We start from the raw sequence: 13,546 nt of genomic DNA, 5'->3' as shown, positions 1-13,546 counted from the left end.
ATACTACACCACCAAAAAAGGGAATTCTCTTCAGAATTCCCTTTGCTTGTGTACTTATCGAATTGGATAATTCTCAAATTAAGAATTTTTCACTTTTCAAATAGTAATGCTTAATCAACGTTGTTAATAGAATATATAGCACCAAAATTCCTAAAACTACCCACATAAAACTTAGTGGCATACGACCAAATCCCAATTTGGTAGCTAGAAATGAAAATGGAATTAAAGTACCAATGATTCCAGCACCAAACGTTGCAACGATGACAGTTGTTGTAGCGTGTTGCCCAATAAAAGGTAGGTGTCGATCTCGTAAAGCATGAATTACCATCTCTTGTGTCCACAGTGATTCAATAAACCATCCCGTGTGGAACAGAGCTATAAATGCAACCTGATTACTTGGACTAATTGCATTGAAATTTCCACCTACTAGATGAGGACAAATGATAAAGTATAACAAGCTAAAAGTTACAATATCAAAAACCGATGATGTCGGGCCAAAGTAAAACATGAACTTTGGTAATTTTTTGGTTGACCAAATTCTTGGTTCTTTCAAATAATCATTCGACATCTCATCAAATGGCAGAGACAAGCAACTTGTTCCATATAGCAAGTCAAGAACTAATAATTGTAATGGTAACATAGGTAAGAATGGTAAAAACGACGAGGCAACTAAAATCGATAAGATATTGCCAAAATTAGACGATAAAGTAATCTTAATGTACTTCGTAGTATTGCCAAAAACCTTTCGTCCAATCCTAACTCCAGTTTCTAAAACGTTCATATCCTTGTGTAACAAGATAATATCTGCAGATTCCTTAGCAATATCTACCGCTGTATCCACAGATATTGAAACATCTGCCGCCTTCATTGCCGGCGCGTCATTGATTCCATCACCCATATAACCAACAGTATGACCATTCTGCTTTAACAGATTAATTATTTTGGTTTTATCTTCTGGCGATAGCTTAACGAAAATGTTGCATTCCTCAACCATCTTGGCTAGCTCTTCCGGACTCTTGTTTTCTAAGTCCGCTCCTGAATATATCGTATTAACACTTAAACCAACTTGCAGGCCAATCGTTCTGGTAACTGCTTCATTATCACCTGTCAAAATTTTAACGGTAATTCCATCACTCTTCAAGCGAGCTAATGCATCCTTAGCACTTTCTTTCGGCGGATCAAGAAAAGCTAAGAATCCACACAAAATTAAATCATTTTCATCTTCAACAGAAAATTCTCCAACGGGAGCAGGATTACGCTTATATGCAATCATAATTACCCGAAGACCATCATCGTTCATGTCATTAACTTTTGCCATTACCTTTTGCTTACGTTCGGAGGTTAACGGTAAAATTTGCCCATCAACTTCAATCTTGGTCGAAACGGCAATCATTTCTTCAGATGCACCTTTAGTAACAAGTAAATGTTCACCATGTTTGCGATCTGAATTTGCCACAACCACGCTCATTCTTCTTCTGGAAAAGTCAAATGGAATTTCATCAATTTTATTGTAGTCACGTTGCATCTCATTAATATCTAATTCATCACCTGCAGCTTCAATAATTGCTTTATCAATCAGATTTTTCATTCCGGTTTGATAATATGAATTAAGATATCCTAATTCTAAAACATGCGAATTTTCATGCAGGTTTAAGTCATAGTGGCGTTCCAAAACAACTTTATCCTGTGTCAAAGTTCCAGTCTTATCAGTACATAAAATATCTGCCGAACCAAAGTTCTGAATCGAGTTCATCTTTTTAACGATTGTTCCCTTTTTAGACATCTCAATTGAACCCTTTACCAAGTTGGTAGTAACAATTACTGGTAACATTTCTGGAGTTAATCCTACTGCTGTCGCAATAGAAAAAATCAGTGCGTTGATCCAATCGCCCTTGGTTAAACCATTAATAATAAAAACAAGCGGTGCAATAATTGCTGTCATAATAATTAATAGTTTAGAAACATTTTTTATTCCAACGTCAAAAGCAGTATTCTTTACATCCTGATGAGCAATATCGTGAGCCAACTTACCAAACATTGTCCGCTCACCTGTTGCAAAAACAACTCCCAATCCAGACCCAGAGACTATCGTCGTACCCTCATAAAGAATATTAGGATAATTTAAATAATCACGTTCTGAACCAATTTTAGGTTTCCGAGTTGCAATTTTTTCAATAGGATTTGATTCACCGTTTAAAGAACTGGATGAGCAAAAGAGGTCTTTGCTTGTAAGAAGCTTCATATCTGCCGGTACCATATCCCCTGCAGCTAATCTAATTACATCGCCAACAACTACTTCACTAGTATCAATTTCCTGATCTTTGCCCTCACGCACAATATCCGTTGTAATTGAAACCATCTTAAGCAGCGAGTCAACTGCGTTAGAAGATCTGACATTTTGAATAAAATTAGTAACTCCTGATATAATTATCATTATTACCATAATTAAAACAGTGGTTAAGTCTTTTTGACCAGCTGGAACAAAAATGTAGTCTGTACATAAGGATAACGCTGCTAAAACCAATAGGACTAATGTAAATGGTGTGATAAACGCCTCCGTTAAGAAATGCAGTTTGGAATTGTGCTTGTTAGAAGCAATTGTATTAGAACCATATTCCTCACGATTTCGAACAACCTGTTCACTAGTTAGCCCATCACTACTAGCATGAAGTCGGGCCAAGGTTTCAGATCTACTTTCTTGTGCAATCTTTTTAACAAGTTCTAGATCTTTGTTGCTAGCCGCGTCAGTAGTTTTTCTACGCATCATCTCACTCCTTTTCTATTAAAAAATGCAAACAAACTAAAAAAGGATCCTACGTGCATCGTTAGGGATCCTCTTTTAAACAAGGTATCTTTGAAGTACTCGTCGTTCAGTTTTAACACTACGTGACGTAAGCTTAGGCTAGCTACCTGGTTACCGCCTTAAATCGACGGTAACTATTTAACTCGTTGGCATCTCTGGATGTTTCTGGGCGATAGCATGTGTTCACATAGGAGTCTCACCTAACAGTTTATTTGTTTTTCTTATCAGTATTGCGAGTGTATCAAAACAAGATACATAAGTCAACTTTTATTTATTTTTCAAATGCAAATTATTTTTAAAAAAATAAACTAAACAACCAATTATGATTACTAAGGCAAATGCAATTGGCAATGCCACTCTTCGTGGATGTGCAATTTGATCACGCTCTTGATTAGTTAAATCGTATTTATCAAGTGAATATTGATACTTTTGATCAATTGTTGTTGCGCATGCCCTAAAAACAAACCTTAATCCCTGATTAAATTTACGGCGATTGCTAGAACGTAAAGCATCAGACTGTGAACGGATAATGTTACTGCGAACATCCGCAGTAAATGCACCATGAAGGTCTTTACTAGAGTATATCTGGACGTTACGCTTGTTGTTTTTGCTTCCAACAACAATAAATACTGAACGCTTAGATTTGGTTAACTTTTGTGGCGTTAGATGGTCAATTCGGTTAACTGTCTCAACAATTATTTTAGGTTGTTCACTTGTTTGAAAATAGCGGTTATTCTTTGCAGTAATTAATTTTGTTGTTTCCCTTTCCAAAAGATTGCTCTTATCCTTTATATTAGGACTTGAAAATGCCGTTAAATTTAAAAATATCGCTGCTAAAAATACTAAAAATGCTATCTTAGTTTTCAGCATTTTCCAGTTTATGCGCCAATTGTTCCACATACTGGCGATTAATTTTAATTTGCTCATAAGGAACCTCACAATCTTTCAAAAGGTCAATTACTAGTGGATTATCATGATAATCAAAGTAGTAATTGACTTTTTTTATACCAGCTTGCATTAACGCTTTGGAGCAATTATAACAAGGAAAATGCGTTACATAAATTTCTGTATTATCAGTTGAAACACCATTGCGAGCACACTGAATTAGTGAATTCATTTCAGAGTGAATTGTCCGTACGCAGTGTCCATCAACAAATTGGTGTCCCACGTCATCACAGTGTGCTTCACCTGAAACCGAACCATTATACCCCGTACCAATAATTCGATTAGCTTTAACCAGAACACTCCCCACAAGAGCTCTATCACAAGTTGATCGCTGGGCGATCACCAATGCTTGCATCATAAAGTATTGTTTCCAAGGAATTCGTTTACGCATCATTTTGCCTCTTATTAAAGTAGTTTAATCCAATTGCATCGCGCACTTCAGATAAGGTTTGCTCTGCAACATCATTAGCTTTTTTGGATCCCATTTCAAGCATTTCATAAACATCAGATAAATTTTTTTCATATTGAGCACGCCGTTCACGAATTGGAGCCAATTCCCTTTCCATTACCTGATTTAAATAACGTTTAATCCTAACATCACCTAAACCGCCCATTTGATATTCTTCCTTTAATTCTGCCACCTTATCTTTATCTGGATCGAAAATATCAAGATAAGTAAAAACAGTATTACCCTCAATCTTACCAGGATCTTCCACATGAACATGAGTGGGGTCGGTAAACATTGACATGATTTTCTTTTGAACAGTGGCAGAATCATCTGATAAATAAATTGCATTATCCAAAGATTTCGACATTTTGGCATTGCCATCTAGGCCCGGCAGTCTTCCCTGTCCTTTTTTAGGGAAATAACCTTCTGGCTCGACCAAAACATTGCAGTCATAAACCCGATTAAAAGTCCGTACAATTTCGCGAGTTTGTTCAAGCATCGGCTCCTGATCATCACCCACGGGAATAATAGTCGCCTTAAAAGCAGTAATGTCAGCAGCTTGAGATACAGGATAATTCAAAAATCCAACCGGAATAGAATCATTAAAACCTTTCTGCTTAATCTCACTTTTCACAGTTGGATTACGTTCCAAGCGGCTAACTGTCACTAAGTCCATGTAGTAGGCAGTGAGCTCAAATAAAGCAGGAATCTGTGATTGAATAAAAATTGTTGAAATCTCAGGATCAATTCCAACTGCAAGATAATCAAGCGCAACTTGGATTAAACTATTACGAATTTTTTCAGGATTACGAGCATTATCAGTAAGCGCCTGCGTATCAGCAATCATAATATAAGGATGATACTTACCAGAATTTTGCAACTTTACCCGATTTTTCAACGAGCCAATATAGTGACCTACATGTAATTTTCCTGTTGGACGGTCGCCAGTAAGGATAACTTTCTTTTTCATTATAATTTGCCTTCTTTAAAAATTAAAATTCTTTTTAATGAGATAATTATAGTTAATTCTATCAAAAATCAAGTAATGAATAAATATGGAGGATAAAATGTGTCACCAATTTCAAATACCTACTTTAGCAAAAATTAAAAAATACTTAATTAATGACTTAAAATTACCGTTAGTCGAGCCAACAACTTCTTTACCTGAAAATATTAATGTTTTTCCTAAAAATCAAGTTCCAGTTTTGCTTTATCAGAATGAACAACTTCTACTTAAATCTAAATCCTGGGGCTACCCTAGTCCATTTAACCATCAAAAAGTAGTTTTTAATGCTCGTATTGAACATTTTTTTGAAAAAAAGCCATCAATGTGGGATCAATCTTTTGCTAAGTCGCGCTGTTTAATTATCACTAAGCAATTTTTTGAATCAAGTAGACAAACTTATACTGCCCCAAATGGTCACAGATACCATGAAAACTTCAGGTTCCTAAACCCTAATGAACCATTAACAATGATAGCGGGTATTTATCAAAATGATCATTTTTCAATGGTTACAACTAAGCCTAATAGTATAATGGCTCCTATTCATAACCGCATGCCTCTCATTATTCAGTCTAGCGAATTACGCCAATGGTTATTTCAAAACTTCACTTCACTTGTTGATCGCCATAAAATAGACTTAGTTGTCAGACAAACACCACATGATATGCGCTAATCAACTAATTTTAAAACAAGGCTTGGCTTTAATCTAAAAACATGGTAAACTATCTCAGTAACGCGGGTATAGTTTAATGGTAAAATGTTAGCTTCCCAAGCTGAAGATGCGGGTTCGATTCACGCTATCCGCTTAATTAAAAAAGACAACAGTTTAAAAGCTGTTGTCTTTTTTGATTAAGTCATAATAATTAAGATTATCCCATTTAAAATTGCCAAGTAAATCGGCATCCACAAAGTTTGTGTGTGAAGATATGACCAAGCAAAAATCGCACCAAAAAGTGCATTAATAAGCAAAAGTAGCGGTGAAGCTTGCCAATTAAGCACACTATATAAAATTCCGGATGTTAGAATTCCTTCAAGGGCTGTCATTAATGTATTACGTCGAAAAGTATAATTAAATAAAAAGCCAGTGATTAAAAACTCTTGCAAAATTGGCAAAACAACTCCTAGAGCAACTAACATAAACCAATAATTTGATACCGATTCATGCCGTAAATAAATCGTTTGAAAACCGTATAGCCTAAGTCTTGCATATGATTGTAGCCACGAAACAAAGATTCTTAGAGCGGTCACAACGATTGTTAAGATAATGGTCAAGCTAAAATTATTAAGCCAGCTTCCCGAAAATTCCCGATCGAAGTACCGCTGTTCACGATTAAATCGATAAGTAAAAAACAACAAAATCATTAATGATACTAAGCCAAATAAAATCAGATCCCAAAGATGAAGTGGCGAATTCATAGCCACTAGTTTAATAACACCAGCAACCATTAGGTAGCCAATGATATAAAATATATAGCGAATCAAATTCCCTTCTCTTGAAGCTGGTGTATTCACAAAAATTACTCCTATCTAGTTTTATGCCTTCTAAGTCCTATATTATAGCAAAAAACACAGAGTTTATGAATTGGCAGTTAGTTTTTCTATTCCACTTTAATATTATTAATATCATCTAATTTAACTTGTTGACCGTCTACAATGATTACTTCTGCATTATAACCTTCAACTACCCCTGTAATATCTGCCGACAATTGATCGTTACTATCAATTATTTTTACTTGAATATGAACTCGGCGATGATTGCTATACGCTCGCAATAACTGCATACCAATTTCTTCTTGAGTCATTTCTTTTCTCAATGTATACCGTACTTTACGCTTACTCTGATTGCACATTATCGCCTGAGTATGATCACTTAAAAAGAAACCTTGCCACTTTTTCATTTTGCGATCATGATAATTGGCAAAAAAATCCAAAACTATTTTGTCAAAATCACTCATATAAATCGCCACCATTATGTCCACCAACTAAATTGCTACGCTTAATTGCCGTTGCACCATGTAATAAACTTGAGGCCTTAACTAGACTTGTAAATCCGTATTTTTGATGAATTGAATCAATAGTTTTATTTATCATACTTTTCTTAATCTGCTGACTTGGCGTCAGTAAGAATGTCATCTGCTCATAATTAGCTGAGGTTAAATGGCTGCAACTCACGCTTAAAAGCCTGACAGGTTCACCATGCCAATTTTTTCGAAAAAGATTTATCAGTGCACAATTTAAAAACTGATCATCGTTAGTTGGAGTTATCTTTTGCTGAACATTAAATCCCTTGCTTTTACCATGATAAGAACGGGAAAAGCCTACATATAAACTTAAACATTTTGCTTGAAAATTATACGCACGTAATCTTGCTGCCACCTGTTCAACGATTTCACGCAAAACAATTTCTATTTCTCGTTGAATCGTATAATCATAATTTAAAATTTGAGAATTACCATAACTTGGGGATTCTGGAGAAGACTTTTCACTAATAATACTGCGATCAACACCCCAACTCGTAGCAAACAATTGAGCACCAATTATGCCAAATTCATTTGTTAAAATCGTTGGATTAGTATGTGCTAGATCATACATGTTCTTAATCCCCATTCGTTGCAAATGCTGAGCGGTTTTTTTACCAATTCCCCAAACATCTTCTAAATTAGAAATTTTCCAAATAGTATCAGGAACATCAATATAGTGCCAATAGTCAATCATTGAATATCGGTGTTTAGCTGAAATATCCATAGCTAATTTAGCCAGTAATGGATTTTCTCCTATACCGCAGGTAGTATAAAGACCTAAACTATTCTTAATTTCTACTTGTATTTTTCGCGCTACCAGGTAAGGATCATCACCAAATAATTGCCATGACTTGGTCATATCGACCATGCTTTCATCAATTGAATATACATGAATATCTTCGTCGGCCGCATATTTCCGAAAAATATCTAGTATCTGCATGCTACGTTTAATATAAAGATTCATATGTGGTTCAACCAATATTAAATCGGGAGCCACTTTTTTTGAAGGAAGGTCACGTACTCGCATAACATTCGTCAATCCATATTTTTTCTTAGCTAAGGGAGAAGCCGCCATAATCAGTCCTGAGCCATAGTTAAGATTGGGACGATGTGATACAACCGCTAATACTGCTCGCATTGGATTTAATCCTAATGCAAGTGCTTCGCAACTTGCGAAAAATGATTTATTATCAATCATAAAAATCACGTGGTGTGGTTCATAACGATAATCATACATTGATTCTGCTCCTTTTCGCGAACGTAAGTTTGCTTTTGAAACAATTATACAAACGTAAGTTCGATTAAGCAAGAAAAAATTTAATCAATTTTAGTAATGATTACTTGATATTCACCATCTGGGGCAGCTACTCTTACCTTAGTTTGAACCCCTTTTTTCATAATTGCCTGACCTAAGGGAGAATCATAAGCTAGTTTGCCTTTTTCAATATCTGCTTGCATGCGACCAACAATTTGATACTCTTCTGTTTCACCGTCATCAAATTTTAAAAGAACTGTTTTACCCAAATCAACCTTGCCGTCATCTTTTTTTTCAACAACTTCCGCATACTTGAGTTGTTTATCAAGGTAACGTAATCTGCCTTGTAAATGTCCAAGTTCACGCTTGGCTTCTGTATACTCAGTGTTTTCTGATAAATCGCCAAGTGATCGCGCTTCTTGCAAAATTTTAATCCGTCGTGGCCGTTCTTTCTTTAACCGGTTGATTTCAGCTTCAATTTGATGATATCCTTCAGGCGTCATTTTTTGATAATAAACCAAAATATTCCCTCTCCGTTTTTGGAAAAACTCAGTCCAGTTAGCTTTTTAAATTAGCACTCGCAAATTAAGAGTGCTAAATATTTCCATTTTATCAAACTGCATACTATAATAATCATTGTAAGGAAGAAAAGAAAGTACTTCTTACAGTTTAAACTAATTTTTGAAAGGAAGTTTTTACTATGGCAAACGAAATGATGAATCGGCACAATGATTTATTCGATGCAATGAACGATTGGTTTGATCTTCCAAGAAAATTTTTTGATGGTAGCGAAGTGGCAAAGTTAATGCAATCAGACGTGGTTGAAAATAACCATGACTATGTAATTAAAATTGACATGCCAGGAATGAATAAAAATGATATTAATCTAAATTACTCTAATGGTGTTTTAAGCGTATCGGGAACAAGAAAGTCATTCAATGACTCAACTGATAAAAACGGTAGCATCATCCACCGCGAGAGAAGTGAGGGGCACATTTCACGTAGTTTCAGATTACCAAACGTAGTTGCAAATGAGATTCATGCAAAGTATGATAATGGTGTATTGACTATCACCTTACCTAAGCAAAGCGCCGACAAGAGTGATAATTCAATTCAAATTGATTAACTTATGAATTAATGCAAGAAGTTCTAGCGAAGTTGTCAATACAAATAATTCTCTGAAGTGAGTTCAAGTGTTGAACTCACTTTTATTTTAGATTAAAATATTAATTAATTTAAAAATTAATTAAAAGGAGTTTTATTTATGCGACATCAAGTTACAGTGCACGAATTAGAACAATTTACACACAATTTTAATAACGACGAACATAATCAAGTTATTGCTCGCGCTGTTCAAAAAAGTGGTGTTTTGGCAGCAGCATATAACAATCAAGTATCAAGGAATTTGACTCGGGTCTTTTCCACCGAGCTAGATACCGACAACGTAACTAACCAGCGTCAATCAGGACGTTGCTGGGAGTTTGCCACATTAAACATTTTACGGCACGCATTTGGTAAAAAGCATCATTGTAAAAATTTTACTTTTTCACAAAGTTATAATTTTTTCTGGGATAAAATCGAAAGAGCTAATATTTTTTATAATAATATCCTCGCTACTGCTGATCAGCCGCTTGATTCACGCATTGTTAGAGCATATCTAGATAGTGCCGGTCAGGATGGCGGACACTTTCACATGGCAACTGCACTAATAGAAAAATATGGCGTTGTGCCTTCTTATGCTATGCCAGAAAGTTTCAATGCCAATAACACTGCTGGTTTAGGAAAAGCATTGGGTGATAAACTTAAAAAGGATGCTCTTGTCTTACGTAAATTAAAACAAACCGGTACGGTTGAGGAAATTAATCAAGTCCGTGAACAATTTTTAAACGAAGTCTATCATATGACTGCAGTTGCAATTGGTGAACCACCAAAGAAATTTGATTTAGAATACCGTGATGATAACCAAAATTATCATTTAGATAAGGACCTAACTCCATTAGAATTTTTACATAAATATTTAGCAGAAGTTAACTTCGATGATTATGTCGTATTAACTAATGCTCCCAACCATGAGTACAATAAACTTTATAGTATACCTGATGAACGCAATATTGAGGAAACATGTCAAATTCGTTTATTGAATGTACCCATTGAATACCTTGAAACAGCCACAGTCAAACAATTAAAAGATGGCGAAGCAGTCTGGTTTGGCAATGACGTTGGTGAACAAAGCGACCGTAAACAAGGAATTTTAGATAGCGAATTATATCAACTGAGCGATTTATTTGGAGTTAACCTTAAAATGTCAAAAGCAGATCGGCTACGTACCGGTGCTGGTGCATTTACTCATGCAATGGCTTTTGTAGGTGTAGATGAAGAGCAAGGACAGATTCGTCAATGGAAAGTTGAAAATTCATGGGGTGAAAAAAATGGTGATAAAGGATTTTTTGTCATGAATAATGAATGGTTTAAAGAATATGTTTATGAGGTAGCTGTTCATAAAAAATATTTAACTCCTGAGCAATTAGCTTTGACAGAAGGTCCTGCAACCGATCTTCCCGCTTGGGATGCACTCGCCTAATTTTCTACAGACACCAGATAAGATTTAAATTAAATACTCCATAATTAGATTATCTAGTTATGGAGTATTTGTATGATTAAATTATAGATAGTCATTTAATTAAAAAATTTTTATAGTTTTCTAGATACTTAAAGATATATTTCCATTTTTATTTAAGTATGCCAATTAAAAAGATCTAGTTAAAACTAGATCTTGCTGAAATTGGAAAGATTTCTAACTTTTGGTTATTTAAAATAAAAAGATGCTAAACTAAGCTTTCCGTGATCGTTTTTCGAACAGTTTTGCAAGGTTATCTTAATGATATGGGTTGAATTTTTCCGATAAGCTAAATCAAAGTAGTTTAGTATGGTATTACCTTGCTCTTCAGGAATAACTTCAAAGTCTTTACTCTCGACTTAACAATGTTACAATGGGTATGCAAGAGCAACAATACCATGACACCACCCTCCACCAGCACTTCTTATCTTACAAAAGTTATTCTTCTTATCCAACATTTCAAATATTGGCAATTAAACCCCCAAAATTAACTTTAATTCTGAGGGAAAACTTCAAAAGCCATGCTTTGTTTTCACCAAATTAATCGCTAAATTCGCAGTAGTAAAATGAACAAGCAAAAAGTATCACTGCTGTAAAAGTTAACAAACCATTTATCTATATTAAAATAGTGGTATCAACATTGCACTGGCATTTTGAATAACGCAGTTAGTAGAATGCCTATAGTTATTTGTTTATGATAGAAAATTTTGATTATAAAAATATGAAACAAAAAATATATAATTAAAAAATGGTCATAAATAGCTATTAAAAGCTATTACTAAATGCGCTTAAGTTTATAATATACCTACCAGCGAAAACGTAAAGATTATATATTAAAAAAAAAAAAAAGAATATATAATTATCGAAATAACTTTTTATTGCCAAGTTAAAAAGGCTAATATAGCCTAAGCCTATATCCCAGTATTATTAAGGCATATCAAATATTTAATTAACGTATTTAAGTTAATAAATAAATAGACACAAATTAGATAATATCCGTATTTATTATTTGATAACGTATATTATTAATAATCAACTAGTAATTAATTCTATCTAAAACATTTAAAAACAAAGAGAAATTATTTTAACACTTTTCATTACTTGCCTGCATTAATAATTCATCAAAATTTTTAAAAAACAATTTTGGGTTAGCCTTAAGTGCTAAAGTAATCTCTCTACCATTAGGAATTTTTTATTCGACCCACAATTACACTCTCTGTCATAGACCAACTATTTGCATTGAAATTTTCGATTTCAAAACACGTGCAACCACAAATGGATCCCAAAAAGCATTCCACTCTTGTGTTCCATCGGCATTAACCTGAACCACATTGCTGTGACCGTCCAGTGAACCTCGCTTCTAATAGAGCTGAGCAATTTTATTCTCAATATCTGGTGCAATTTCAATAGCACACGCTAGATTACTTAATCTTAGTGATCATATCTAAATGAGCCGGTTCAATCGCTTCTTGTGTATCCATCCTATAGTATCATTCAACATTGGTAAGTAGTTAAAGGAATATGATGCTGTCCACCATACTTCTGGAAACTGGTTGACAGCGCGAGAAGTTGACTTAGCTACTTTCAGCTCATCGCCACGTAAATTAAAACGATCGGTCATCTTTCGGCAAACTTCTACCGCCGGATCAATGTAACCATCAGCATCAATCCGCGCTAACGCCAAGCAACTTAATATTTGGCGCTTGTAATAGCAATAAATATGATACTAGATCATCAATATTACTATCATGATTAAAATAAATTTGCTTTATTTTTCTTCCTATTTCGATTTAATATAATTTTGTCCATCAGCTGCTGGTGCAACTGATTTTCCAAAGAAAAGCACTAAAATAATTATAGTGATTGCATACGGTGCAATCTGCATGTAGACCGATGGGATATGATTGAACAAAGGTAATTGATTGCCAATAATACTGATACTTTGGGCAAACCCAAAAAATAAGGAAGCTAACATTGCTCCAAGTGGATTCCATTTACCAAAAATCATCGCAGCCAAGGCCATAAAGCCCTGCCCAACAATGGTGGAAATCGAAAAATTACCAGAAATAGCTTCGGCAAAGACAGCACCGCCGATTCCCCCTAAAAGTCCAGAAGTTAAAACGCCAACATAGCGCATCCCATAAACATTAACGCCAACCGTATCGGCAGCTTGCGGATTTTCGCCACATGATCGCAACCGCAATCCAAAACGGGTTTTATATAATATCCACCATAAAATAATAGTTACAATAATTGCCACCCATGCTGGTGCAAAAGTATTTTGAAACAGAATCTGTCCAATAACCGGAATATCAGCTAAACCAGGAAAATTAAAATAACCAAAACTTTGTGAAATATTTTCAGTTTGTCCTTTATCATAAATTGCTTTAACTAGGAACACAGCTAGCGGTGGCGCCATTAAATTAAGAACCGTTCCGCTGATCACATGATCAG

General features: G+C 34.8%; 12 protein-coding genes, 1 tRNA gene, 1 pseudogene and 1 riboswitch. Of the genes and pseudogenes, 4 read left to right on the top strand and 10 right to left on the bottom strand.

All coding sequences use genetic code 11. The annotated features are described in order from the left end of the window. Positions 1-73: 73 nt before the first annotated feature. From mgtA to trpS, 4 genes are all read right to left on the bottom strand, one after another. A complete protein-coding gene (gene mgtA / locus ACYIAQ_RS06220) occupies positions 74-2,767 on the bottom strand; it encodes a magnesium-translocating P-type ATPase (RefSeq protein WP_483562986.1) in 2,694 nt (897 codons plus the stop codon). Positions 2,768-2,854: 87 nt separating this feature from the next. Further along, positions 2,855-3,018, bottom strand: a riboswitch (M-box (ykoK) riboswitch). A gap of 52 nt (positions 3,019-3,070) precedes the next feature. Beyond that, on the bottom strand, positions 3,071-3,673 hold the full coding sequence (locus ACYIAQ_RS06215; protein ID WP_122018969.1) for a TPM domain-containing protein: 603 nt from the start codon (positions 3,671-3,673) through the stop codon (positions 3,071-3,073). Continuing rightward, a complete protein-coding gene (locus ACYIAQ_RS06210; RefSeq protein WP_122018971.1) occupies positions 3,660-4,139 on the bottom strand; it encodes a deoxycytidylate deaminase in 480 nt (159 codons plus the stop codon). Before ACYIAQ_RS06210 ends, ACYIAQ_RS06215 begins: the two co-directional genes overlap by 14 nt. Further along, a complete protein-coding gene (trpS, locus tag ACYIAQ_RS06205; RefSeq protein WP_483562985.1) occupies positions 4,132-5,166 on the bottom strand; it encodes a tryptophan--tRNA ligase in 1,035 nt (344 codons plus the stop codon). The genes ACYIAQ_RS06210 and trpS overlap by 8 nt, the downstream gene beginning before the upstream one ends. Positions 5,167-5,263: 97 nt before the next feature. Here trpS and ACYIAQ_RS06200 point away from each other — a divergent pair, with 97 nt between their 5' ends. Next, entirely contained in the window at positions 5,264-5,872 is a 609-nt protein-coding gene (locus tag ACYIAQ_RS06200; protein WP_483562984.1) for an SOS response-associated peptidase family protein, read from the top strand. A gap of 62 nt (positions 5,873-5,934) precedes the next feature. Further along, positions 5,935-6,005: transfer RNA gene (locus ACYIAQ_RS06195), tRNA-Gly, on the top strand. Positions 6,006-6,048: 43 nt separating this feature from the next. Here ACYIAQ_RS06195 and ACYIAQ_RS06190 read toward each other — a convergent pair. From ACYIAQ_RS06190 to greA, 4 genes are all read right to left on the bottom strand, one after another. After that, positions 6,049-6,711 carry a CPBP family intramembrane glutamic endopeptidase gene (locus ACYIAQ_RS06190; protein ID WP_122018977.1) on the bottom strand — a complete coding sequence of 221 codons (663 nt, stop codon included), beginning with the start codon at positions 6,709-6,711 and terminating at the stop codon, positions 6,049-6,051. A gap of 86 nt (positions 6,712-6,797) precedes the next feature. Next, complete coding sequence (locus ACYIAQ_RS06185) at positions 6,798-7,154, bottom strand: hypothetical protein (protein ID WP_483562983.1); 357 nt, start codon at positions 7,152-7,154, stop codon at positions 6,798-6,800. Beyond that, positions 7,147-8,457 (bottom strand): Y-family DNA polymerase, encoded by a 1,311-nt coding sequence (locus ACYIAQ_RS06180; protein WP_483562982.1) that lies wholly within the window; start codon positions 8,455-8,457, stop codon positions 7,147-7,149. Before ACYIAQ_RS06180 ends, ACYIAQ_RS06185 begins: the two co-directional genes overlap by 8 nt. A gap of 80 nt (positions 8,458-8,537) precedes the next feature. Continuing rightward, positions 8,538-8,996, bottom strand: coding sequence for a transcription elongation factor GreA (gene greA / locus ACYIAQ_RS06175; RefSeq protein ID WP_483562981.1), 459 nt, complete (start codon positions 8,994-8,996; stop codon positions 8,538-8,540). 179 nt (positions 8,997-9,175) lie between these two features. Here greA and ACYIAQ_RS06170 point away from each other — a divergent pair, with 179 nt between their 5' ends. Together ACYIAQ_RS06170 and ACYIAQ_RS06165 are read left to right on the top strand one after the other, a co-directional pair. Then, positions 9,176-9,601, top strand: coding sequence for an Hsp20/alpha crystallin family protein (locus ACYIAQ_RS06170; protein WP_122018985.1), 426 nt, complete (start codon positions 9,176-9,178; stop codon positions 9,599-9,601). Between the two features lie 138 nt (positions 9,602-9,739). Next, positions 9,740-11,056 (top strand): C1 family peptidase, encoded by a 1,317-nt coding sequence (locus tag ACYIAQ_RS06165; protein ID WP_483562980.1) that lies wholly within the window; start codon positions 9,740-9,742, stop codon positions 11,054-11,056. A 1,258-nt stretch (positions 11,057-12,314) separates the two neighbouring features. On the opposite strand, the pseudogene ACYIAQ_RS06160 reads toward ACYIAQ_RS06165, so the two are convergent. After that, positions 12,315-12,864: pseudogene (locus tag ACYIAQ_RS06160) on the bottom strand (nucleoside hydrolase); the annotation flags it as partial. A gap of 8 nt (positions 12,865-12,872) precedes the next feature. After that, positions 12,873-13,546 (bottom strand): ABC transporter permease (locus ACYIAQ_RS06155; protein WP_483562979.1); only part of this gene is annotated, 674 nt, incomplete at its 5' end.

This window comes from Lactobacillus sp. X-49 (assembly GCF_057063645.1).
Note: the sequence above shows the minus strand (reverse complement) of the source record. Positions and strands in the feature narration are given on the sequence as shown.